Consider the following 22,407-nt stretch of genomic DNA (forward strand, 5'->3'; position numbering starts at 1 on the left):
TCACTATTATAAATATTATGAAAATATCTGTCGAGTTAACGTTAATGCCTCTTAAGGAGGATTACGAGCCACCAATCCAAGAGTTTATAAAAGATTTAAGAGCCTCAGAATTTACTGTTTTAGAAAATCCGTTAAGTACGCAAGTCTACGGGGATTTCGATAAATTGATGCCGTTTCTAACCGAAGCCTTAAAAACATCTTTCCAAAGTCAAAATGGTGTTATAGCAAACATGAAAATTGTGAAGAGCGATAGAAGTGACTATGTCCCAAATTTTTAATTTTTTATTTGGACAATACGAGGGGTATCAGACTATAAATATCGTCCTAGAAATAGTGGCTGTTATTTTTGGGTTTTTATCCGTTTGGTATTCAAAAAAGAACAATATTTTGGTATTTCCTACCGGAATGATCAGTACCCTAATTTTTGTGTATTTACTTCTGCATTGGGGGTTGTTGGGCGATATGATGATTAACGCTTATTATTTTATTATGAGTGTTTACGGTTGGTATTTCTGGACACGTAAATCGGATAATGAAGCTGTCACACCTATTAGTAAAACAACAAAGAAAGAACAGAAAATTAGTGTAGCTATATTTTTTGCAACCATGATTTTTGTTTACATCGTGTATACTATATTCGATAAATTAACAAGTTGGGTCGCATGGATCGATATATTAACCACAGGTTTATTTTTTGTTGGTATGTGGCTTATGGCAAAACGAAAAATAGAGAATTGGATTTTATGGATTATTGCCGATATTATTTCCATCCCACTTTATTTTTATAAAGGATTCACTTTTACAAGTCTACAGTATTTAGGATTTACATTTATAGCAATTTCAGGATATTACGCATGGAAAAAAACCTTAGACAGGAAGATTCAGACCTCTTAAAAATAGTGTTGTTTGGACCAGAGTCAACAGGGAAAACCGTGTTGGCAAAGCAATTGGCAGAACACTATAAAACAGTCTATGTGCCAGAATTTTCCAGAACATATGCTTTAGAAAAAAATAAAACCAATCATGTTTTAACCGAAGAGGATGTGATGCCAATTGCAAAAGGGCAAATGTTTTTAGAGAATGAGTTAACCAAAACCGCTAAAAACCTATTAATTTGTGATACGAATTTGTTAGAAACAAAAGTCTATGCAGAAGTCTATTACAAAGGATTTTATAATGAAAATTTAACAGCCTCGGCGCTTCATAATTATTATAATTTGTACTTTTTAACGTATATTGACATCCCTTGGGAAGCAGACGAAGTTAGAGACAAACCTAACGAAAGAGAAACTATGTTTGCTGCTTTTAAAGAGGCATTAGACCATAACCATAAACCTTATGTTTTACTAAAAGGAACCTTTAAAGAACGTTTCGATTTGGCGGTAAAACATATAGATAAATTAATATTAGAACACGCATGAATTTTTCAGAACAAGATTTAAAACAGATAGAAGTTAAAGGGCTTACATTACAAAAAATAGACTCGCAAGTAGAACAATTTGTAAAAGGAATACCTTTTATAGATTTAGAATCGCCAGCAGTGCTAAACCACGGACTACTAAAATTTGACGATGCCGAACGTAAGTCTTATGTGGATGCTTACGATGAAAAACGTAAAGATTTATCGGTTTTAAAATTTGTGCCAGCCTCTGGAGCTGCTACTAGAATGTTTAAAAACTTGTTTAATTTTGTGTCTAAATTTAATCCGGAAGGCGACGAGACTTTTAATGACTATATAGACAAAACAAAGGATACAAATTTAGCTTCGTTTTTTAATGGCATAGAAAATTTACCTTTCTATAAATTAGTCCTAGAGGTAATTAATAAAAATTACCCTGAATATTCAACGTACAGTACCGATAAACAAAAATGGATTTTCGTTAATGTGATGTTAGACGAAAAATACTTGGATTATGGTTCGTTCCCAAAAGGGTTGCTACCGTTTCATAAATACGACGATCATATTTCTACGGCATTCGAAGAGCATTTATTCGAAGCGGCTTCTTATGCGTCTGCAAACGGTAAAGCGAAGCTTCATTTTACTATTTCCGAAACACATAACGATAAATTTGAAGCTGAATTTAATAAAATTAAGCCACTTGTAGAGAAGCGAACGGATTTGGAGTATAACATTTCCTTTTCATTTCAAAAACAATCTACAGATACTATTGCATTAACACCCGAAAAAGAACCATTTCGAGAAGACGACGGTACCTTATTATTTAGACCTTCGGGACACGGTGCACTGATAGAAAATTTAAACGACTTAAAAGCCGATGTTATCTTTATTAAAAACATAGATAATGTGGTAGTCTCTAAGTTTAAAGATAATATTGTAGAGTATAAAAAAGTGCTTGCAGGTGTGTTATTAGAATTGCAAGAACAAGCTTTTGCATATTTAAACGATTTAGATAAAAATGAAGCTGATGAAGCTGAATTAATCGAGATTGCAGAATTTGTAAAGCGTAAATTAAACGTTGATATTGCAATGGACTTTGAACGATTTGCAAACACGTATAAAACTGAGTATTTAAAAGAAAAACTTAATCGCCCAATCCGTATTTGTGGGATGGTTAAAAATGAAGGCGAACCGGGAGGTGGACCATTCTGGGTAGAAGATCATAACGGCAACTTATCGCTTCAAATCGTGGAAACAGCACAAATTGATCTGGATAATAAAATTCAGAAAGATATTTTAAGCGGATCGACACATTTTAACCCTGTAGATTTAGTTTGCGGTACAAAAGATTATAAAGGTAATGCGTTCGATTTATTAAAATTTGTCGACCCTACAACCGGATTTATTACGCAAAAAACAAAAGAAGGAAAAGAATTGTTAGCCCTAGAATTACCTGGATTATGGAATGGTGCTATGGCCAATTGGAATACTGTTTTTGTAGAGGTACCATTAAATACATTTAATCCTGTAAAAACGGTTGCCGACTTATTGAAACCTGCGCATCAGATGTAAATATGATTGATGAAGCGCTACTTATTTCAGAATTATCTTTTAAAGCCGTTCGGAGTTCCGGGGCGGGAGGTCAGCATGTAAATAAAGTGTCTTCAAAAGTAGAATTAACTTTTAGTATTATAGATTCTTCGGCATTAACCGAAGTCCAAAAAGAACGACTCATAGCCAAACTTCAGCCTCGATTAACAAATAATCAGGTGTTATTATTGCAATGCGACGAAAGCCGTAGTCAGCATAAAAACAAGGAATTGGTTATCAGTCGTTTTTTACAAACTATCCATAACGGATTGAAAGTCGCGAAGAAGCGACGTCCTACGCGAGTGCCAAAATCTGCTATAAAAAAGCGTCTTAAAGGCAAAAAAGTAACTTCAGAAAAAAAGGCATCTAGACGCAAACCAAACTTAGATTAGAATTTCGTAGAAATAATTAGAAGAAATCAGAATTGTTTCTAACTTTGCAGCGTTCTCATTAAAGGGGTGCCTAATATCGGCTGAGATCATACCCATTGAACCTAGAACAGGTAATGCTGTTTAGGAATCGAGCGTTAAAGAAATATCTAATAGATGTTTTTAACGAGTACGATAAAATCCAATGCTATTTAACTTCTAAATCGACTCATGTTCAAAGGTTCATGTAACGATTTAAAATAGGGAAAATATCAGATGTTACTATCGTGTTTGTTTAAGCGCTCAAAAATTAAATCAATTTAAAATACAGAATAAGGGCCTCTTTTTATTCGGTTAATATAACATCGAATGAAACATATAATTGTTTTTATATGCTGTGTAATTTACAATATTACCGCATATGCTCAAGTACAAAAACCGCAGGACTCTACGGTTACGAAGACCGAAACTTTAGACGAAATTCTAGTTACAGCAGTACGTGTAAATGCAACTTCGCCAATTACACACTCCAATGTAGATAAAGAAACTTTAGCAAAACGTAACCTAGGTCAAGATATTCCTATTTTATTAAATTATTTGCCTTCGGTGGTAACAACTAGTGATGCGGGAGCCGGAATAGGATATACTGGTATTCGTGTTCGTGGTGTAAGTGCTCAATCTACTAATGTTACAATTAACGGAATTCCTTATAATGATGCAGAATCTTTAGGTACGTTTTGGGTGAATTTAGGAGATATTGCATCGTCTGTAGAAAGTTTACAATTACAACGTGGTGTTGGGACGTCTACAAATGGTTCTGGTGCTTTTGGTGCAAGTATTAATGTACTAACAGATGCAGTTTCTAATGAGGCAAACGCAGAAATTTCTAATAGTTTTGGAAGTTACAATACCAGAAAACATACGGCCAAATTCAGTACAGGGTTATTAAATAATCATATTGAAATTGCAGGTCGGTTATCTGTAATTAATTCTGACGGTTATATAGATCGTGCCTCTACAGATTTAAAATCGTATTTCTTACAAGCGTCTTATGTTGACCATAATACCTTGATAAAAGCTATTACTTTTGGAGGTCATGAAAATACCTACCAATCTTGGAATGGAATAGAAGATTTAGATAAATTAAAGAACGACAGAACTTATAATTCGGCAGGATTGTATACCGATGAAGATGGGAATGAGCAATTCTATGACGAGGAAGTAGACGATTACCAGCAAGATCATTATCAATTACACTGGAACGAGCGTTTTAATAACAACTGGTCTACAAACTTAGGATTAAACTATACCAAAGGAAGTGGATATTTTGAGCAGTATAAAGAAGACGAATCTTTTGAAGACTACGGATTAGATAATGTTACCATTGGAGGAGAAACTATCGAAACCACAGACATTATTCGTCGTCGTTGGTTAGATAACGATTTCTATGTAGTTAATGCTAATGTGAATTTTAAAAATGATTATGTAGATGCCTTCTTCGGAGGATCGTATAGCCATTATGATGGTGATCATTTTGGAGAAATAATTTGGGCGAACTATGCTAGTAATAGCGAAAAAGATGACCATTATTACGATGGTAACGGAAAGAAGCAAGATGTAAGTGTGTTTACGAAAGCAACGTATCGACTGAATGGTAAGTGGAGTTTATATGGCGATTTACAATTGCGATTTATAGATTATAAAACAACCGGTATAGATTCAGATCGTTTACCGCTTAATATCGATGAGCAATACAGTTTCTTTAACCCAAAAGCAGGGGTAACGTACGAGTTAAATAATAATAACAATATGTATTTCTCTTATGCCCGTGCAAACAGAGAGCCAAATCGCGACGATTTTCAGAATAATCCGGACGTAAAGCCAGAACAATTAAATGATTTTGAATTGGGATGGAGACACGAAAAGCAACGCTTTAAATTCAACGCCAATGTGTATTATATGCAATATAATGAGCAATTAATTCTAACCGGAGGTATTGATGGTGTTGGGAACCCGATTAGAACCAATAGTGGAGAAAGTTACCGCTTAGGTTTGGAAATTGAATCGGCGATTGGTATCACTAAATCATTTTCAATTCAGCCTAATGTAACGTTTAGTACCAATAAAAATAAATCAATTTACCAGTCTTTCGATGGAGAGTTGAAAGATTTCGGATCTACAAATATTTCATTTTCACCAGATATTGTTTTAGGGAATGCTATAGTGTTTCAGCCAAACGATCTTTTCCAAGTGTCGCTATTAAGTAAATTTGTAGGGGAACAGTATATGGGAAATACAGATGCCGAACGTTCTAAATTAGATAGCTATTTTGTAAACGACTTAAACGTGACTTACGAGTTTAAAATGAAATCTATTTTTAAGTCCATTATTCTTAGTGGTGTCGTAAACAATATCTTTAACGAGAAATATGTGTCTAATGGATACTATTACACGTACGATGACAATTGGAGCGATCCAAACGCTGTAACAACTATAGAAGGTGCAGGATATTATCCGCAAGCCACGACTAACTTTTTAGTCGGTGCAACTTTAAAGTTTTAAAGAAAACAAAAGGCGATTCTTTTCACAGAATCGCCTTTTTTTAATTGTATACGCGAACAATATTACCGCTAACCTCTACTCGATACGGTTGCAAGGTGTAACCGCCGGTAGTTCCTGTTTCTGGCAGTCCGTTTATAATGTTATAAGAGTTATCGTCGTCGCAACTACAGCTGGCAATAATACCATTTACTTCTAATCTAGAACACGTAGTAATAGGATGGTTGGGATCACTCAACTCGAAAGCGACATATTGATCGCTTCCAAAATAATAAAGAACGACACCATTTATACCATCGTTATCTTGGTTAAGTATAATGTAGTTTCCAGGGAAATTCAATGCATTATATTGAGGTAAAGAGGTATTGATACGGTTACCGGTATCAAAAGAATAATCTGGTAAATTAGGATTATTTATTATGCTATCGTCTGAACTGCAATTCGCCATCACTAAGACAGTTATTACACAAAAAAAAAGTTTTTTCATAGGTGAAATTTCGATCTGCAATTTACAACAAAAAGTAGTTTGAGATAAATATTTTGTATATTTGTAACACAATCTCGTACTGCGAGATTTTTTATGTTTTATAAACTGAGGTTTGTGAAACATATTTTTTTGAATTAAAACGATGAAGTTATGAGTAAAAAATCTTATTACACTGCAGAAGGACTAAAGAAGTTAAGAGACGAACTAAGACAATTAAAAGATATAGAGCGGCCACGTGCCTCTCAAGCCATAGGTGAAGCAAGAGACAAAGGGGATTTAAGTGAAAATGCCGAGTACGATGCTGCCAAAGAAGCCCAAGGAATGTTAGAGATGAAAATTTCTAAACTAGAAGACGTTTTAGCTGGCGCTCGCGTAATTGACGAGTCGCAATTAGATGCTTCTAAAATATTGGTATTATCTAAGGTTAAAATTAAAAATCAGACTAACGGTATGGAAATGAACTATACGTTGGTTGCCGATGGTGAAGCCGATTTAAAATCAGGGAGAATATCTGTAAACTCACCTATTGGTAAAGGTTTGCTAGGTAAATCTGTTGGCGATGTTGCCGAAATTCAAGTGCCTAGTGGGATCATGAAATTCGATATAGTAGAAATTTCTAGATAGTAATCTGAAATAATTTTTTATAAGATTCCTAAAGTTTAAAACCTAAATTATTCGAGGTTAGAAGAAAACTCTAGGAATCTTTTTATAGTTACATACCTAAATTAAATATTATGGCTTCTATTTTTAGTAAAATCATTTCAGGAGAAATTCCATGTTACAAAGTTGCAGAAACTGAAGATTTCTTAGCGTTTTTAGATATCAATCCAAATGCGAAAGGACATACGCTTTGTATTCCGAAGCAAGAAGTAGATAAGATTTTCGATATGGACGATGCCTTATATATGGGGTTAATGAAGTTCTCTAAAGAGGTGGCTACTGCCATAGAAAAAGCGATACCGTGTAAACGTGTTGGAATGACTGTTATTGGACTGGAAGTACCTCATGCTCATGTGCATTTAATTCCTTTAAATACTATGGAAGATGCGCGTTTCTTACAAAAAACAAACGTGTCTAAACAAGAATTTCAAGACATTGCCTCTGCAATAGCTCAAGCTTTATAATTAGGAGACCGAAGGTTTGCCTATTGTTTTTAAAGTAATTTGCATGGTTGTGCCTTTGCCTATTTCAGACTGTGCGACTTTTATTTTCCCGTCATGAAAATCTTCAATAATACGACGTGCTAACGATAAACCCAATCCCCAACCACGTTTTTTTGTTGTAAATCCAGGTTCGAAAACTTGGTTAAATTGTGCTTTAGACAAGCCTTTTCCCGTATCGGTAACATTAATTTTTACATCCTGCTCCGATGCTATTATCTGTAACGACAGTTTGCCCTTACCTTTCATGGCATCTATAGCATTTTTAACTAGATTTTCTATAGTCCAACTATAAAGCTGTGCATTTAATTGCACCGGAATTTCATGGTTTGGTACATCAATACTAAATGCAATTAGTTTTGAAGAGCGTGATTTTAAATAGTCGTAAGATTCTAAAGTTTCTTTTACAATATCGGTTTTAGTTAGAGTAGGTACAGACCCTATTTTACTGAAACGCTCTGTAATAGTTTCTAATCTATTAATATCTTTTTCAATCTCTGCTATATATTCAGGATTCACTTCTTCCATCTTTAATATTTCAGTCCAACCAATTAAAGATGATAATGGCGTACCTATTTGATGGGCTGTTTCTTTAGCCATTCCAGACCATAATTTGTTCTGTGTCGCAATTTTAGTACTGCGGTAAAAATTATAGACTAATCCTGCAAAAAGCACAAGGATAAGTACAAAAGCAATGGGGTAATATTTTAGTTTGTTTAAAAGTGGCGAATTTCCGTAGTATAAGGTATTTAAAACTTTGCCGTCGTAAATAATTTCAATCGGTTGATTTTCCTGCTCAAATTCTAAAATAAGATCTTTAACGTAAGCGGTATCTTTGGCATTTTGTTCATCTAAATTATTGTGTTCAATATTACCATTTAGATCTACCATAATCATAGGCGTTGTGGTATTACTTTGTAAAATCTGAAGTGGTAATTCTCCGATATCACCGTCTAGATTATTGCTCTTAATTAAATCCCGTTGTGCGGCCGACCAATTTTCCATCTTTATACGTTCTTCAGCTTTAAAACTTTGAAAAAACATATATGTATTCCATAAAATAAGCGCAATAATTACAAACGAGAATCCGATAAATATCCAACGGATGAGGTTTTTATGTTTGGTAAAAAGCATGAAAACTAGTTTTAGTGGTAATATAATGCAAATCTGTTAATAATATTGTGCTATCAAGTGTTCAAATCATTTTTTGTTAATTGATAGAATAGTTACCTTTGTACCGTATTAAAGAATTAAACAGACGTGGTTTAAGGATAACTAATTATGAGTGCAAGGGTTAGCTTGTTTTAGTTGCTAATAACGAGTAAGCGTAATTAGGAAGTCTCATGAGTTTAGTTTTTTATAAATCTGGTTAAATCTATTATTTTTGGCGGTTTACTAGATAGTCATATTCTAATTAATTCAGAAAAACATACGGCGTTAAAGTAAAATATTTAATGTGGTTGTAATAAATATTGTAAATTACGACTTAGTACATTAGATGCCGTAAAATTTGTACTGAATATGAAAATGGCGATGATAAATAGATACACCGTTTTACCAAATAACTTAAGGAGTAAAGGTTTAAACGGAAAGCTGTATGTATTTAAAGGATGAATATAAAGAGAGTTTTTTTTAATAGAAATTTAATGTAATGGAAGTACAAGGAAAAGTAAAAATGATAGGAGAAACCCAAACCTTCGGGAGTAACGGGTTCAGAAAAAGAGAGTTGGTAGTTACAACAGAAGAACAATATCCTCAACATATATTAGTAGAATTTGTTCAAGATAAAACAGATTTACTAAACAGTTACCAAGTAGGACAAAACGTAAAAGTGAGTATTAATTTAAGAGGTAGAGACTGGGTGAATCCACAAGGAGAAACTAAGTATTTTAACTCAATTCAAGGATGGAGAATTGAAGCGGTACAAGATAGTGCTTCAGGTGCAGTGCCTCAAGGACCTCCAGCAGATGCTTTCGAGCCAGCTTCTAGTTTAAAAGAAGATGACCACGACGATTTACCTTTCTAGTAAAGGTATACTATGACTAATTCAAAGTGTGATTAACCTCAATATCTTACGATATTGGGGTTTTTTTATTTTATATCAATTCTTTTTTTAAATTAGAAGAATGAAATTTTTAAATTCTAAAATAGAGTTTCCGGATGTTAAGTACGCAACCCGAGAGGGAATTGTTGCTGTGGGGGGCGATTTGTCTCCAGAACGTTTGTTACTAGCCTATAAACGTGGTATTTTTCCGTGGTTTGAAGACGATAATGCCATACTTTGGTGGTGTCCAGATCCGCGTTTTGTATTGTTTCCAGAAGAATTGAAAATTTCTAAAAGTATGAAGCATGTGCTTCGAAACTGTAATTTTACGGTGACTATAAATCAGGCTTTTCCGGAGGTAATAGAAGCATGTGCACAGATTAAACGTAACGGGCAGACGGGTACATGGATTACAAAAAATATGACCGAGGCCTATATAGAATTGCATCGGATGGGATTTGCAAAGTCTATTGAAGTTTGGGAAAATGAAGCGCTCGTTGGTGGGTTTTATGGCCTAGATTTAGGCAACAATGTGTTTTGTGGCGAAAGTATGTTTTCTAAAGTAAGTAACGCTAGCAAAGCAGCATTTATAACCTTTGTGCAAAACACCAATTATAAGATTATTGATTGCCAAATCCACACCCACCATTTAGAAAGTCTCGGGGGGTGTTCAATTTCTAGAGAGGCGTATTTAAAATATTTGTAACCATACTTAAACTTCATTGTAACGAAAACAATTTACTTCGTGGTCGTTAACCATTCCTGTAGCTTGCATATGTGCATATACCACAGTGGAGCCTACAAATTTAAAACCTCGTTTCTTTAAATCCTTACTTAAAGCATCACTTAAAGGCGTGTTTGCAGGAGCATCTTTATAATGCTTAACTTTATTTTTAATCGGAGTGCCATCTACAAAACTCCAAATGTAGGTGCTAAAACTTCCAAATTCTTCTTGAATTTTAATAAAAGCCTGCGCATTAGTAACCGTGGCTTTTATTTTAAGTTTATTTCTAACAATTCCAGCATCTTGAGCCAAATCGTCCATTTTAGTTTGTGAGTATTTAGCTATTTTTTTATAATCGAAATTATCGAATGCCTTTCTAAAATGTTCTCGTTTTCTAAGAATTGTAATCCAACTTAAACCCGCTTGAAACGTTTCAAGAATTAAAAATTCGAAGAGTGTGGCATCATATTTTACTGGAACGCCCCATTCTTGGTCGTGATAAGCTTCATATAAATCATCATTTTTACACCAGCCGCATCTGTGCTTTTCCATCTTGTAAGGTTTTTAATTAATAGCTACTAATGTAACAACAGTTACCTTAAAAAAGATATTTATAAATTAAATTTGTAGGGTAAAACAAAGAATTTTATGGAAGTTACACGCAGTATAGTTAAAAATGAGGTCGTTAGAAAAGGTTTAGATAACGCCATGTCTTATCAGGATTTTAGAATTTTAGTAAAAGATTTATCTAAAACAGGAGGAACAACAGGTATCGAGCAAACCGAAGCTTTGGTAGGATATACAAAGGTGAATGAAAGCCGTATGAAACGTTGGGACAAAACGCTTAAAGTGTCTGAGCAAGCTACAGAAGCGATACAAAATTTTAAGGGTGATATTACGTGGTTGGTTATTGCCGAAAGCTGGTGTGGAGACGCTGCTCACGTTTTACCTATAATGAATAAGGTTGCAACATTAAACGAAAATATAGACTTACAAGTTGTGCTTCGAGATACTAATGACGACTTAATGGCTATGTTTTTAACAAACGGAGGAAAATCTATTCCAAAGTTAATTATGATAGACAATACAACTGGCGAAGTGGTTAATACCTTTGGACCAAGACCAACTGTGGCCACAAAATTTGTAGCCGAATATAAAGCCGAACATGGTGTGTTAACTCCAGAATTTAAGGAATCTTTACAAACATGGTATAACCTAGATAAAGGTCAAAGTACCATTTCCGATTTATTAGAATTGTTAGGGGTTTAATTTTTGCCTTCAAAATAAAATGTAATCGAGCCAATCTGTGACGGTTTCGAGGCATCTGTATTAAAACGTGCTTTTTTGGCGTACTCCAAAGCACTGTCAATTAAGCACTCGTTTTTAGTCGTCGAGGATGTATTTACATAAGTATCGACAACATTTCCCGTAGTATTTACAGTAATATTTATAACCACTTTACCGCTAGCTTCGCATAAATAAATAGGCGTTGGTAAATACACATGTGTTCTGTCTTTAAGAGAATAATGCATACTGCTATTTTTATTTACAGACGGATTTATCGCTATTTTACCACTAGTATTATTTCCGTTCGACGCGTTTGCTTTACTCTTATTTCGAGCGGTCGCGTTTAAAATGCTATTTACGCTATTAAAAGACGATATTTCGTCTGCATCTATACTGCTCGATTCAGAAGTTGAGTTGGTTTCCTCTGTTGGCTCTTGAGTTTCTGTAAGATCTTCTGTTTGTGTAAATCTAGATTTATCGTATACTTTGGGAGGTGCTATAGGCGTGTAAGCCTTTGCAAAATGCTTGTTATCTTGCGAGGCATTAAAACCTTTGTTGGTTTCTGCCTTAGCTTGTAAAGCTTGCTCCTCAAGTTGTTTTTGTTCCAATGCCTTGGCTGTTTCTTCTTCAGATGGCATGGTATAATAAGTTTCGGAAATTAAAGTGTCGTGTTGCGTTAAATGCATATTAAACATGGTAAGCAATACAATTCCCGCAATAAGAGCTGTAATTAGTGCTGCTTTATGTTTATCGATTAATTTCAAAAAAGTGCAATTTTTGGGGTGAAATCAAAACTAATATACGAGTTTCCCGAAGGTTTAGCCTTTTAATTGCTCTATAAACTGTTCAGGACTTAATGCATTATCGACATTAAAATCGCCAATTTTAGTACGACGTAAAACAGATAAGTGTCCTCCAGAACCTAGAGCCTTACCAAAATCGTTTGCTAAAGAGCGTATGTAAGTTCCTTTACTGCAAACTACTCTAAACTCGACGTTATTTTCAATAATATTAGTGATTTCAAATGCCGCAATATGGATGGTTCTTGGTTTTATTTCAACGTCTTCACCAGCACGAGCAAATTCATACAAGCGCTTACCATCTTTTTTTATAGCCGAAAACACCGGTGGATATTGCTCAATGTCTCCAATAAACTGTGTGGTGGTTTCGTGGATTAATTCCGGAGTAATATGAGCTGTAGGAAACGTTTCATTAATTTCGGTTTCTAAATCGAAAGACGGTGTAGTACCTCCTAAAACAATGGTTCCTGTATATTCTTTAATTTGCCCCTGGAAGGTATCTATTTGCTTGGTCATTTTACCTGTGCAAATCACTAAAAGGCCAGTAGCTAAAGGATCGAGCGTTCCGGCATGACCCACTTTTATTTTCTTTATATTAAAGGCTTGTCGGATTTCCCAACGCAGTTTGTTTACGGCCTGAAAAGAAGTCCAATGTAAAGGTTTGTCAATTAATAGGATTTGTCCAGCTTGGTAATCGTCTAATGTCTTCATATTAATTTAAAACGGTATAACCAATGGCAACACAACCAACAATGGCACAATAAATAGCGAAATAAGATAGCTTACTTTTTTTAACTAAAGAAATCATCCAAGTACAAGCGAAAAGACCACAAATAAAAGCCGTAATAAATCCAGCAGAAAGCGCTGTGATGTTTGTGCTGTCAAAATTTAATTCACCTCCTAAAATGTCTTTAGCAATTTTTCCGAAGATTAAAGGAACAACCATTAAAAATGAAAAACGAGCCGCTTTAGTTTTGTCATTTCCAAGTAAAACCGAAGTCGAAATTGTGGCTCCAGATCTTGAAATTCCGGGCAACATGGCAATGGCTTGAGAAACTCCTATAATAAATGCATTTTTAAACGTTACCGGTTTTCCTGTGTCTTTTGCTTTATCTGCAAGGAATAGTAAAACAGCTGTTACAATAAGCATAGCGCCTACCAACAATAGGTTCCCTCCAAAAAGCGATTCTAATTGTTCTTCGAAAAATAAACCAACAAAAACGGCAGGAATCATGGATAAAACAATTTTAGAAACAAATTGTAAATCTTCATTCCACTCGAATTTTAAGGCCCCTTTTATAAGGTCTAAAATATCTTTTCTAAAAATAACAATGGTACTTAATGCGGTTGCAAAGTGAAGCACTACAGTAAAAAGTAAGCTTTCTTCGGGTACAGAATGGTCGCCTAAAATGGCTTTTCCAATTTCTAAATGGCCACTAGACGATACAGGTAAAAACTCTGTAAGACCTTGGATTGCCCCGAGGATAATAGCATCAATAGTTTCCATTATTTTTTATTCGGATTTAAAAGTATAGCATAAATCTGAATTCCAAATCCTATTAAAACTAAGGTTGGAGCCAATCGAATTCTTCTGAAACTAAAAATATCTGGACTAAATACATTCGGGTCGTCACTACCGCCACCAGACATTAATATAAAACCTAACGCAATTACGCCAAGTCCGATAAGCATAAACTTATAATTTTTTTTTCCGAAGATAAACTCCCCTTTACTTAGGTCTTTATTTTTTTGTTCTCCCATGTTTATTTTAATAATGCATTAGCTTTGAAAGCACTGCAAATTAACGGTTTTATTTAAAAAGAATCCTTAAAGCTTACTTAAAATTACTCTAAGTCTATCGAGTCTATAATCTCGTGCAGCACTGCTTTTTCTTCTTCGTTGGTGTACGATAATATAAACGATAAACTGAAGCCATAACGCACGATGCTGTAAAATTCTTGGTTCACTGGATAGCCACCAAAGGTTGCTTTAGCGCGCATTACATCAAAAGTTTTACCTCCTAATGTTTTAGTATCAAAGTCTTCTTCAAATTCAAAACCAGCAGGCGTTTCTTTTAGTAACTCTCTAGAATTAAATAAATAATCGCGACCACGAGTAATTTTAGGGTTTCCACCTACATTTTCTGCAATCACACTTAAAGACGCATTGTAGCCTTGAGGTTCTTTTACCGGATATTTAAAAAGTGAAAATAAATAGGCCGTATTAATTTGTGAAGCCTTTAAAATAGACCCCATTTTGGTGTTTTCGCGTGCTAAATACTTTTCACCTTTATCGGTAATCGCTTTAATGTCGTGTTTAGATTGCTGATACCATGCTTCAGGATAATTAAAAGTCAATCCAAAATAAGCATTAGTATATGTGTTGTCTTTTGTATTACCAAAATCAAAATCTTCAGGTAAGTTTTTAACCTCTTTTTTACAGCTAATTACGCACAAAAAAAGCAGTGATAAGCAAATAGATTTCATCATAATATTAATAGTATAATTGGTCGGTTTTTAAATTCAGGAAGCGTTGCGTGGCAATAAATGTACTAATCCAGGTGATTAATATTCCTAAAATAAAGATGGTTACAAATAGGCCTCCAACTAAAATCGGATTGTTTAATAATTGTAAATCCGGGAATGTTTCATTTAAATAATAGAATACAATAGCCATTCCAATTAAAGCTATAATAGCACCAATAATACCTAATTTTACACTTTTCCAAACAAAAGGTCTTCTAATAAAATGCTTGGTTGCACCTACCATTTGCATGGTTTTTATAGTGAATCGTTTAGAGTATACAGAAAGTCGGATTGAGCTATTTATAAGTAGCACGGCTATTAATGTAAATATACCGCTAATGACTAAAATCCAGAAGCTAATACGCTTCACGTTTTCGTTCATAAGGTTTACCAAATCGTTGTCGTAACGCACTTCTTCCACAAACGTTTTTGCTAAAGCTTCGTCAGATATGGTTTTTAAATGTTCAGACGTTACAAAGTCTGCTTTTAAATGCACATCGATAGAATTTTGAAGCGGATTAAAACCTAAGAAATTCATGAAATCTTCACCGTTTTCAGCCTTCATAAATTCGGCTGCCTGTTCCTTAGAAACATACTCGGTTGTCTTTACGTATTCGGCCATCGATAAGCTTTTTTCAAGTTGTTTGGTTTCAACTTCTTTTGCCGAATCTTTTAAATAGATAGTAACCACCACTTGTTCTTTAAAATGGTCGGCGACTTTCTTGGTGTTAAGCACGAGCATGCCTAGTAAACCAAGTAAGAATAATACTAAAGCAATACTCAAGACCACAGAGAAATAAGACGATATTAATCGGCGTTTTTGATAACTTTCAAAAGATGAGCTCATATAAGGCGTAAATTTGTTTGTAAAAATATAAAAGAAATCTATTTCCTTTAGGATAACAACGTTTAAACTTTCAACATTGTTATAATAAGCTTAAATTTGCGCCTTTATTAAGCGGAATACGACAATATGCAATACCATTTTAACGACATAGAAGCCAAGTGGCAAAAATATTGGGCAGAACACAAAACGTTCGAGGCCAAAAATCAATCTGAAAAACCTAAATACTACATCCTCGATATGTTTCCTTATCCGTCTGGAGCTGGATTACACGTTGGGCATCCGTTAGGGTATATTGCTTCAGATATTTATGCACGTTACAAGCGCCATAAAGGATTTAATGTGTTGCATCCGCAAGGATACGATAGTTTTGGTTTGCCGGCAGAACAATATGCGATTCAAACGGGTCAGCATCCTGCTATTACTACCGAAACAAATATCGCCACCTACCGTCGTCAATTAGACCAAATCGGATTTTCTTTCGATTGGTCTCGAGAAGTACGTACTTCGAATCCGGAATATTACAAATGGACACAATGGATTTTTGTGCAATTGTTCAATTCTTGGTTTAATAACGATACCGCTAAAGCTGAAGATATTTCAACTTTAGAAGCCGTGTTTTCTAAAGAAGGAAACGCCTCTGTAAATGCGGTTTGCGACGATAATATCGTACCGTTTACTGCTGAGGAATGGAACGGATTTTCTTCAGAACAAAAACAAGCTGTTTTATTACAATACCGTTTAACGTATTTGGCTGAAACCGAAGTAAACTGGTGTCCAGAATTAGGAACTGTTTTAGCAAACGACGAGATTGTTAACGGTGTATCCGAACGCGGTGGCTATCCTGTAATTAGAAAGAAAATGACACAATGGAGTATGCGTATTTCTGCTTATGCAGAGCGTTTGCTTCAGGGTTTAAATGATATCGACTGGACGGATTCGTTGAAAGAAAGTCAGCGTAACTGGATTGGAAAATCTGTTGGTGCTTCGGTAACGTTTAATGTAAAAGGACACGACGATAAAATTGATGTATTTACTACTCGTCCTGATACGATTTTCGGAGTAAGTTTCATGACTTTAGCTCCGGAACACGAATTAGTATCGAAAATTACTACTGATGCTCAAAAAGCAGACGTTGAAGCGTATATCGAAAAAACGGCAAAACGTAGTGAACGTGAGCGCATGGCCGATGTAAAAACCATTTCTGGTGTGTTCACGGGAGCGTATGCCGAGCATCCGTTTACTAAGGAACCTGTTGCGATTTGGATTGGAGATTACGTATTGGCAAGCTATGGAACAGGAGCTGTTATGGCGGTGCCTTGTGGTGACCAACGCGATTACGATTTCGCAAAACACTTCGATATTGCTATCCCAAATATTTTTGAAGGTGTAGATATTTCTGAAGAAGCATTCGCTGAAAAAGGAAATACTAAACTTACAAATAGCGATTTCTTAAACGGTTTGTCTTATAAAGAAGCAACTCCAAAAGCTATTGAAGCCTTGGAAGCAATCGGACAAGGTGAAGGAAAAACAAACTACCGTTTACGCGATGCCGTGTTTAGTCGTCAGCGGTATTGGGGAGAGCCATTTCCGGTGTATTACGTAAATGGAAAACCACAAATGATTGCAACCGAACATTTACCAATTCGTTTGCCAGAAGTAGAAAAATATTTACCAACCGAAACCGGAGAGCCACCTTTAGGTCGTGCCGATGTTTGGGCTTGGTGTACAGAAACACATACCGTTGTTAGCAACGAAAATATAAATCATACCACTGTATTTCCATTAGAATTAAACACTATGCCAGGTTGGGCGGGAAGCTCTTGGTATTTCTTCCGTTATATGGAAGAGGCTTCAAAACGAGGCGATGCCTTTGCTAGCGAAGATGCGCTAAACTATTGGGAAAGTGTCGATTTATATATTGGTGGTAGCGAACATGCAACCGGTCATTTATTATACTCTCGTTTTTGGGTGAAATTCTTAAAAGACCGCGGATTTGTAAACATTGAAGAACCTTTTAAAAAGCTGATTAACCAAGGGATGATTTTGGGAACTAGTGCTTTTGTGTATAGAGTTGATTTTTCACATCACACATCTACAACTTCAAAAGAGTCTAAAGAACCTAGCTTAAGTAAATCTCTTTATGTTTCTTATGATAGCGTCAAGAAATTTGAAGATTTGTATAACTTTATTCTAAGTTCTAAAATTTCCGCGGAAGATAAGAAGACTTTCGGAATGGGTAATGGCTTCACCAAAGGTTTAGCTAGTGTTATTGAAGATACTGTGTTTTTTGATATATTAAACGACGAGCAAAAAGAAACTGTAATTGCTTTTCAAGAATTATATAAAATTGTTGAAAAAGATATATATAATCAGAATTTTGGGGTAGTTGTAGAAGGACTTAAATTTTCACCAATCCACGTAAAGGTTCAGTATGTAAATGCTTCAGATGAATTAGATATTGAAGGATTAAAAACTGATGGCGAGTTTGGAGAAGATTTTAAAGATGCCGAATTTATTTTAGAAGATGGTGTGTATAAAGTAGGTCGTGAGGTCGAAAAAATGTCGAAATCTAAATACAACGTTGTAAATCCAGACCAGATTTGTGCAGAATACGGTGCAGACAGTTTGCGTTTATACGAAATGTTCTTAGGGCCTTTAGAGCAGGCGAAACCTTGGAATACAGCAGGAATTACAGGAGTACATGGTTTCCTTAAAAAGTTGTGGAAATTATACGTTGGTGAAAACACTGTAAATGTTACAGATGCAGAACCGACGAAAGACAATTTAAAAACGCTTCATAAAACCATTAAAAAGGTGCAAGAAGATATCGAGAATTTCTCTTTTAATACATCTGTATCTACGTTTATGATTGCAGTAAACGAATTTAACGCACAAAAATGTGTGAGTAAAGCGGTGTTAGAACCGTTCTTAGTTTTGTTATCGCCTTATGCACCGCATATTGCAGAAGAATTATGGAGCAAGTTAGGAAATACAGAATCTATTTCTGAAGCACCGTTCCCAGAATTTGACGGTAGTCATTTAGTAGAGAGCAGTAAAGTGTATCCAATTTCTTTCAACGGAAAAACACGTTTTACTTTAGAATTGTCTCTAGACTTAAAAAAGGATGAAATCGAGGAGATTGTTATGGCACACGAAAAAACCCAAGAGCAATTACAAGGACGCACACCTAAAAAGGTAATTGTTGTACCAGGAAAGATTATTAACATTGTAGGATAAAAACAGTTGTAAAATTGTGAAAGTGGTATAGAAATTGAATTAAATTTCTATAGCCTATATTTTTTAAGGGGTTAGTGTAGTGAAAGTGTAATTTTTGCTACCTGACCCCTATTTTTTTACGGGGTGTCGTTAAAAAATACGAAATTTGACTGATAAAATATATTATCATGAAAATAGGTATTCCAAAAGAAATTAAGAATAATGAAAATCGTGTTGGTATGACGCCAGCCGGAGTTTACGAATTGGTTAATCTAGGGCACACGGTTTATGTGCAATCTACAGCAGGGGAAGGCAGTGGGTTTTTTGATGACATCTATCAAGAGGTTGGTGCTGTTATTTTGGAAACTATTCAAGAGGTTTACAAATCCAGCGATATGATTGTAAAAGTAAAGGAACCCATAGAGGAAGAATATGCTTTAATTCAGCCACAACAGATTGTGTTTACTTATTTTCATTTTGCGTCTAGCGAAGCATTAACCTTAGCGATGTTAAAAAGCAATGCGGTTTGTATTGCCTACGAAACCGTAGAAGATGATGATGGAACCTTACCTTTATTAACACCAATGTCTGAGGTTGCTGGTAGAATGGCCATACAGCAAGGTGCAAAATATTTAGAAAAACCTATTAAAGGTAGAGGGATTCTTTTAGGTGGAGTGCCGGGAGTTTCGCCAGGAAAAGTATTGATTTTAGGGGCAGGTGTTGTTGGAGTACAAGCAGCAAAAATGGCCGCCGGTTTAGGTGCGCATGTTACTATTATGGATGTGAATATGAAACGCTTACGCTATGTGAATGATATTATGCCTAGCCACGTTGTTACAGAATATTCTAGTGTTTATAATATTAGAAAACATATACAAACGCACGATTTAATTATTGGAGGTGTCTTATTAAAAGGAGGGAAAGCTCCAAAATTAATCACCCGAGATATGTTAAAATTAATGCGTCCGGGAACGGTATTGGTAGATGTGGCCGTAGATCAAGGTGGGTGTATAGAGACTACTAAAGCCACTACGCATGAAGACCCTACGTTTATTATTGATGATATTGTACACTATTGTGTTGCTAATATGCCAGGAGCAGTACCTTATACATCTACTTTAGCGTTAACAAATGTTACTTTGCCGTATGTTTTAAAACTAGCAAATAAAGGTTGGGCCGGGGCTTGTGCTGAGGATACAGCGCTTCAAAAAGGATTAAACATTGTTGGTGGAGAGATTGTTTATAACGAAATAAACGATGCTTTTGACTGGGGAGTGAAACAGGTTTAATAGCTGACAAAATTTCTTAATATGTATTTGGCGCATTATTTGATATAATATATTAAATTTAACTTTTTAAAAATTAAGAAGATGTTCAATTATTATATACTTATTGGTGCCATTGCTTTAGTGAGCTGGTTGGTTAGTAACAAGCTTAAGTCTAAATTTAAGACCTATTCTAAAGTGCATTTACGTAATGGAATGACGGGAAAGGAGATTGCAGAAAAAATGCTATCCGATAACGGTATTCGCGATGTAAAGGTGTTGTCTACTCCAGGGCGATTAACCGATCACTACGATCCGAGAAATAAAACGGTAAACTTAAGTGAATCGGTATATATGGAGGCTAATGCAGCGGCTGCGGCGGTAGCTGCTCACGAATGCGGACACGCAGTGCAACACGCACAAGCGTATAGCTGGTTAACCTTACGTTCGCAATTAGTGCCTGTGGTTAGTGTGTCGTCTAAAATGTCGCAATGGTTAGTTATTGGAGGTTTAATGTTAGGAGCTGCTGCTGGAGCCGGTTTAGGATTCTGGGTTTCTGTTTTAGGTTTATTAATGATGGGAATGGCAACGCTGTTTAGTTTTATAACTTTACCAGTAGAATACGATGCGAGTAACCGTGCGTTAGCTTGGTTAAAAAATAAGAACATGTTAGCGCCTAATGAATACGATGGTGCTGAAGATGCTTTAAAATGGGCTGCAAGAACCTATTTAGTGGCTGCCATTGGTGCCTTAGCTTCATTATTGTATTGGGCTTTACAAATTTTAGGAAATAGAAACTAAGAACAAATTTAAATATAAAAAAAGGGTCAGATTTTATAAAATCTGACCCTTTTTTATGTTCAATACAATGTATTAAAATAATGTTTAATTAATAGATAGTATTATCTATTAATGGCACCACAGGCAATACGTTTTCCTGCATCTCCTGTAGGTTGTGTGGTAAAGTCGTCTGTACCTTCATGGATAATAATTCCGCGACCTACAATGGTCTTAGTTTCGTCTTCGCAATTTAAACACCATTGATCGGTTTCAAAAGTTACAGTCGCATTTCCATTTTCATCGGTTGTAAAATTACCTATATCTCCACGGTGGTAACCTTCTGCATCACCCCATTTTCCATGTTTAGAATCGGTTGGATTCCAATGTCCGCCAGAAGATTTAGCATCGTGAGCCGAGCAATCTGCAGTTTCGTGTAAATGGATGGCGTGTTCTGTGTTTGGTTTTAAGCCTTCTAGCTCACCTAACATTTTTACAGTATCATCTACTTGTGTAAAAACGATATTTCCCGATACTTTACTATCGCTTTTTGCTTCCATAGTCACCTGTATCTGAATGGCATTATCGGTAGATGCATCTTTCGCGTTTTCAGCGTTTTCTATAACGCTTTCTTTGTCGGGAGTGTGCGTTGGGTTAGACATAGAATTATTGTCCTTCTTTTTATTCTCACAAGATGCAAGACCTATAACGCACATAGCAATTAATAGTGTTTTGTGTAATTTCATAATGTTGATTTTTAATTGTTTACGGCGAAATTATAACATCAACACTAAAGCGATTAATGGAATTACATATAAAATTAACTCAAATCAAAGCCAATTTTGTTATATCGGAATTTGTCTGTCTATTTGTTGTTGTAGGGAAATAAAAGTTTCTGTTCTTGAAACACCAGAAATAGATTGAATGTCCTTGTTTAAGAGTTGCATTAAATGTTCGTTATCACGACAGAGAATTTTAATAAAAATACTCCAGTTTCCTGTTGTATAATGGCATTCGATAACTTCAGGGATTTTTCTTAGTTGTTTCACTGCTTCTGGATTGCTCATGGCTTTATCTAAGTAAATACCAATGAAAGCCATGGTTGTGTATCCTAAAATCTTTGGGTTTATAGTAAATTTAGAGCCAGAAATAAGTCCGCTTTTTTCTAGTTTACGTAAACGCTGATGGATGGCCGCTCCAGAAATACCTACACCTCTAGCAATTTCTAAAATGGGTGTTCTCGCATCTTGCATTAAAGCACGAAGAATTTCTTTATCTATTCCGTCAATTTCAATATTCTGGTTACTAACTTTCATAATGGTTTATGTTCTATAATTGCATATAAAAGTAGTAAAAGGG

General features: G+C 35.2%; 25 protein-coding genes. 14 read left to right on the top strand and 11 right to left on the bottom strand.

The window, feature by feature from the left end; all coding sequences use genetic code 11:
- Positions 1-17: 17 nt before the first annotated feature.
- From ACKC83_RS06405 to ACKC83_RS06430, 6 genes are all read left to right on the top strand, one after another.
- On the top strand, positions 18-278 hold the full coding sequence (locus ACKC83_RS06405) for a thiamine-binding protein (RefSeq protein ID WP_414035602.1): 261 nt from the start codon (positions 18-20) through the stop codon (positions 276-278).
- Positions 262-894 (top strand): nicotinamide riboside transporter PnuC, encoded by a 633-nt coding sequence (gene pnuC / locus ACKC83_RS06410; RefSeq protein WP_434037439.1) that lies wholly within the window; start codon positions 262-264, stop codon positions 892-894. Before ACKC83_RS06405 ends, pnuC begins: the two co-directional genes overlap by 17 nt.
- Positions 855-1,421, top strand: coding sequence for an AAA family ATPase (locus ACKC83_RS06415; protein ID WP_434037440.1), 567 nt, complete (start codon positions 855-857; stop codon positions 1,419-1,421). The genes pnuC and ACKC83_RS06415 overlap by 40 nt, the downstream gene beginning before the upstream one ends.
- Positions 1,418-2,971, top strand: a complete 1,554-nt coding sequence (locus ACKC83_RS06420; RefSeq protein ID WP_434037441.1) for a DUF4301 family protein — start codon at positions 1,418-1,420, stop codon at positions 2,969-2,971. Before ACKC83_RS06415 ends, ACKC83_RS06420 begins: the two co-directional genes overlap by 4 nt.
- Positions 2,972-2,973: 2 nt before the next feature.
- Positions 2,974-3,381, top strand: coding sequence for an alternative ribosome rescue aminoacyl-tRNA hydrolase ArfB (arfB, locus tag ACKC83_RS06425; RefSeq protein ID WP_434037442.1), 408 nt, complete (start codon positions 2,974-2,976; stop codon positions 3,379-3,381).
- Positions 3,382-3,726: 345 nt separating this feature from the next.
- Complete coding sequence (locus ACKC83_RS06430; protein WP_434037443.1) at positions 3,727-5,919, top strand: TonB-dependent receptor; 2,193 nt, start codon at positions 3,727-3,729, stop codon at positions 5,917-5,919.
- A 40-nt stretch (positions 5,920-5,959) separates the two neighbouring features.
- Here the strand turns inward: ACKC83_RS06430 and ACKC83_RS06435 are convergent, their stop codons facing one another.
- Entirely contained in the window at positions 5,960-6,403 is a 444-nt protein-coding gene (locus tag ACKC83_RS06435; RefSeq protein WP_414035596.1) for a hypothetical protein, read from the bottom strand.
- A gap of 150 nt (positions 6,404-6,553) precedes the next feature.
- Between ACKC83_RS06435 and greA the strand changes: the two genes are divergently transcribed.
- A complete protein-coding gene (gene greA, locus ACKC83_RS06440; protein WP_414035595.1) occupies positions 6,554-7,027 on the top strand; it encodes a transcription elongation factor GreA in 474 nt (157 codons plus the stop codon).
- 110 nt (positions 7,028-7,137) lie between these two features.
- Positions 7,138-7,527, top strand: a complete 390-nt coding sequence (locus ACKC83_RS06445; protein ID WP_414035594.1) for an HIT family protein — start codon at positions 7,138-7,140, stop codon at positions 7,525-7,527.
- Here the strand turns inward: ACKC83_RS06445 and ACKC83_RS06450 are convergent, their stop codons facing one another.
- Entirely contained in the window at positions 7,528-8,697 is a 1,170-nt protein-coding gene (locus ACKC83_RS06450) for a sensor histidine kinase (RefSeq protein WP_434037444.1), read from the bottom strand.
- Between the two features lie 517 nt (positions 8,698-9,214).
- Here ACKC83_RS06450 and ACKC83_RS06455 point away from each other — a divergent pair.
- Together ACKC83_RS06455 and aat are read left to right on the top strand one after the other, a co-directional pair.
- The gene (locus tag ACKC83_RS06455) at positions 9,215-9,589 is read left to right on the top strand and encodes a DUF3127 domain-containing protein (protein ID WP_414035592.1); all 375 of its coding nucleotides are present in this window, start codon (positions 9,215-9,217) and stop codon (positions 9,587-9,589) included.
- 100 nt (positions 9,590-9,689) lie between these two features.
- On the top strand, positions 9,690-10,313 hold the full coding sequence (gene aat, locus ACKC83_RS06460) for a leucyl/phenylalanyl-tRNA--protein transferase (RefSeq protein WP_434037445.1): 624 nt from the start codon (positions 9,690-9,692) through the stop codon (positions 10,311-10,313).
- A 6-nt stretch (positions 10,314-10,319) separates the two neighbouring features.
- Here aat and ACKC83_RS06465 read toward each other — a convergent pair whose 3' ends face one another.
- On the bottom strand, positions 10,320-10,883 hold the full coding sequence (locus ACKC83_RS06465; RefSeq protein ID WP_434037446.1) for a DNA-3-methyladenine glycosylase I: 564 nt from the start codon (positions 10,881-10,883) through the stop codon (positions 10,320-10,322).
- Between the two features lie 96 nt (positions 10,884-10,979).
- On the opposite strand from ACKC83_RS06465, the gene ACKC83_RS06470 reads away from it, so the two are divergent.
- Positions 10,980-11,600, top strand: coding sequence for a thioredoxin family protein (locus ACKC83_RS06470; protein WP_414035589.1), 621 nt, complete (start codon positions 10,980-10,982; stop codon positions 11,598-11,600).
- Here ACKC83_RS06470 and ACKC83_RS06475 read toward each other — a convergent pair.
- From ACKC83_RS06475 to ACKC83_RS06500, 6 genes are all read right to left on the bottom strand, one after another.
- Positions 11,597-12,382, bottom strand: a complete 786-nt coding sequence (locus ACKC83_RS06475) for an energy transducer TonB (RefSeq protein WP_434037447.1) — start codon at positions 12,380-12,382, stop codon at positions 11,597-11,599. The genes ACKC83_RS06470 and ACKC83_RS06475 overlap by 4 nt on opposite strands.
- Before the next feature lie 54 nt (positions 12,383-12,436).
- Complete coding sequence (gene truB / locus ACKC83_RS06480; protein ID WP_434037448.1) at positions 12,437-13,129, bottom strand: tRNA pseudouridine(55) synthase TruB; 693 nt, start codon at positions 13,127-13,129, stop codon at positions 12,437-12,439.
- Between the two features lies 1 nt (position 13,130).
- Positions 13,131-13,925, bottom strand: coding sequence for an undecaprenyl-diphosphate phosphatase (locus ACKC83_RS06485; RefSeq protein ID WP_414035586.1), 795 nt, complete (start codon positions 13,923-13,925; stop codon positions 13,131-13,133).
- Complete coding sequence (locus tag ACKC83_RS06490; RefSeq protein ID WP_414035585.1) at positions 13,925-14,179, bottom strand: DUF3098 domain-containing protein; 255 nt, start codon at positions 14,177-14,179, stop codon at positions 13,925-13,927. Before ACKC83_RS06490 ends, ACKC83_RS06485 begins: the two co-directional genes overlap by 1 nt.
- Before the next feature lie 83 nt (positions 14,180-14,262).
- The gene (locus ACKC83_RS06495; protein WP_434037449.1) at positions 14,263-14,907 is read right to left on the bottom strand and encodes a hypothetical protein; all 645 of its coding nucleotides are present in this window, start codon (positions 14,905-14,907) and stop codon (positions 14,263-14,265) included.
- 4 nt (positions 14,908-14,911) lie between these two features.
- Entirely contained in the window at positions 14,912-15,790 is an 879-nt protein-coding gene (locus tag ACKC83_RS06500) for a cell division protein FtsX (RefSeq protein WP_038532271.1), read from the bottom strand.
- A gap of 126 nt (positions 15,791-15,916) precedes the next feature.
- Between ACKC83_RS06500 and ACKC83_RS06505 the strand changes: the two genes are divergently transcribed.
- The 3 genes from ACKC83_RS06505 (at position 15,917) to ACKC83_RS06515 (ending at position 21,072) form a co-directional block, all read left to right on the top strand.
- Positions 15,917-19,027 carry a leucine--tRNA ligase gene (locus tag ACKC83_RS06505; RefSeq protein ID WP_434037450.1) on the top strand — a complete coding sequence of 1,037 codons (3,111 nt, stop codon included), beginning with the start codon at positions 15,917-15,919 and terminating at the stop codon, positions 19,025-19,027.
- A 167-nt stretch (positions 19,028-19,194) separates the two neighbouring features.
- Entirely contained in the window at positions 19,195-20,295 is a 1,101-nt protein-coding gene (gene ald / locus ACKC83_RS06510) for an alanine dehydrogenase (RefSeq protein ID WP_434037451.1), read from the top strand.
- Between the two features lie 81 nt (positions 20,296-20,376).
- Positions 20,377-21,072: a zinc metallopeptidase gene (locus tag ACKC83_RS06515; protein ID WP_414035581.1), complete on the top strand. Its 696-nt coding sequence runs from the start codon at positions 20,377-20,379 to the stop codon at positions 21,070-21,072.
- A gap of 101 nt (positions 21,073-21,173) precedes the next feature.
- Here the strand turns inward: ACKC83_RS06515 and ACKC83_RS06520 are convergent, their stop codons facing one another.
- Complete coding sequence (locus tag ACKC83_RS06520) at positions 21,174-21,794, bottom strand: superoxide dismutase family protein (protein ID WP_434037452.1); 621 nt, start codon at positions 21,792-21,794, stop codon at positions 21,174-21,176.
- A 99-nt stretch (positions 21,795-21,893) separates the two neighbouring features.
- Positions 21,894-22,364, bottom strand: a complete 471-nt coding sequence (locus ACKC83_RS06525; protein ID WP_382380374.1) for an Lrp/AsnC ligand binding domain-containing protein — start codon at positions 22,362-22,364, stop codon at positions 21,894-21,896.
- Positions 22,365-22,407 lie beyond the last annotated feature (43 nt).

This window comes from Formosa bonchosmolovskayae (assembly GCF_051016085.1).
In the GTDB taxonomy this organism is placed as follows: Bacteria; Bacteroidota; Bacteroidia; order Flavobacteriales; family Flavobacteriaceae; genus Formosa.

Bases quoted from the DNA above. Each gene is read 5' to 3' on its own strand.
- ACKC83_RS06405 (WP_414035602.1), top strand. From the start codon at position 18: ATGAAAATATCTGTCGAGTTAACGTTAATGCCTCTTAAGGAGGATTAC.
- pnuC (WP_434037439.1), top strand. From the start codon at position 262: ATGTCCCAAATTTTTAATTTTTTATTTGGACAATACGAGGGGTATCAG.
- ACKC83_RS06415 (WP_434037440.1), top strand. From the start codon at position 855: ATGGAAAAAAACCTTAGACAGGAAGATTCAGACCTCTTAAAAATAGTG.
- ACKC83_RS06420 (WP_434037441.1), top strand. From the start codon at position 1,418: ATGAATTTTTCAGAACAAGATTTAAAACAGATAGAAGTTAAAGGGCTT.
- arfB (WP_434037442.1), top strand. From the start codon at position 2,974: ATGATTGATGAAGCGCTACTTATTTCAGAATTATCTTTTAAAGCCGTT.
- ACKC83_RS06430 (WP_434037443.1), top strand. From the start codon at position 3,727: ATGAAACATATAATTGTTTTTATATGCTGTGTAATTTACAATATTACC.
- ACKC83_RS06435 (WP_414035596.1), bottom strand. From the start codon at position 6,403: ATGAAAAAACTTTTTTTTTGTGTAATAACTGTCTTAGTGATGGCGAAT.
- greA (WP_414035595.1), top strand. From the start codon at position 6,554: ATGAGTAAAAAATCTTATTACACTGCAGAAGGACTAAAGAAGTTAAGA.
- ACKC83_RS06445 (WP_414035594.1), top strand. From the start codon at position 7,138: ATGGCTTCTATTTTTAGTAAAATCATTTCAGGAGAAATTCCATGTTAC.
- ACKC83_RS06450 (WP_434037444.1), bottom strand. From the start codon at position 8,697: ATGCTTTTTACCAAACATAAAAACCTCATCCGTTGGATATTTATCGGA.
- ACKC83_RS06455 (WP_414035592.1), top strand. From the start codon at position 9,215: ATGGAAGTACAAGGAAAAGTAAAAATGATAGGAGAAACCCAAACCTTC.
- aat (WP_434037445.1), top strand. From the start codon at position 9,690: ATGAAATTTTTAAATTCTAAAATAGAGTTTCCGGATGTTAAGTACGCA.
- ACKC83_RS06465 (WP_434037446.1), bottom strand. From the start codon at position 10,883: ATGGAAAAGCACAGATGCGGCTGGTGTAAAAATGATGATTTATATGAA.
- ACKC83_RS06470 (WP_414035589.1), top strand. From the start codon at position 10,980: ATGGAAGTTACACGCAGTATAGTTAAAAATGAGGTCGTTAGAAAAGGT.
- truB (WP_434037448.1), bottom strand. From the start codon at position 13,129: ATGAAGACATTAGACGATTACCAAGCTGGACAAATCCTATTAATTGAC.
- ACKC83_RS06485 (WP_414035586.1), bottom strand. From the start codon at position 13,925: ATGGAAACTATTGATGCTATTATCCTCGGGGCAATCCAAGGTCTTACA.
- ACKC83_RS06490 (WP_414035585.1), bottom strand. From the start codon at position 14,179: ATGGGAGAACAAAAAAATAAAGACCTAAGTAAAGGGGAGTTTATCTTC.
- ACKC83_RS06495 (WP_434037449.1), bottom strand. From the start codon at position 14,907: ATGATGAAATCTATTTGCTTATCACTGCTTTTTTTGTGCGTAATTAGC.
- ACKC83_RS06500 (WP_038532271.1), bottom strand. From the start codon at position 15,790: ATGAGCTCATCTTTTGAAAGTTATCAAAAACGCCGATTAATATCGTCT.
- ACKC83_RS06505 (WP_434037450.1), top strand. From the start codon at position 15,917: ATGCAATACCATTTTAACGACATAGAAGCCAAGTGGCAAAAATATTGG.
- ald (WP_434037451.1), top strand. From the start codon at position 19,195: ATGAAAATAGGTATTCCAAAAGAAATTAAGAATAATGAAAATCGTGTT.
- ACKC83_RS06515 (WP_414035581.1), top strand. From the start codon at position 20,377: ATGTTCAATTATTATATACTTATTGGTGCCATTGCTTTAGTGAGCTGG.
- ACKC83_RS06520 (WP_434037452.1), bottom strand. From the start codon at position 21,794: ATGAAATTACACAAAACACTATTAATTGCTATGTGCGTTATAGGTCTT.
- ACKC83_RS06525 (WP_382380374.1), bottom strand. From the start codon at position 22,364: ATGAAAGTTAGTAACCAGAATATTGAAATTGACGGAATAGATAAAGAA.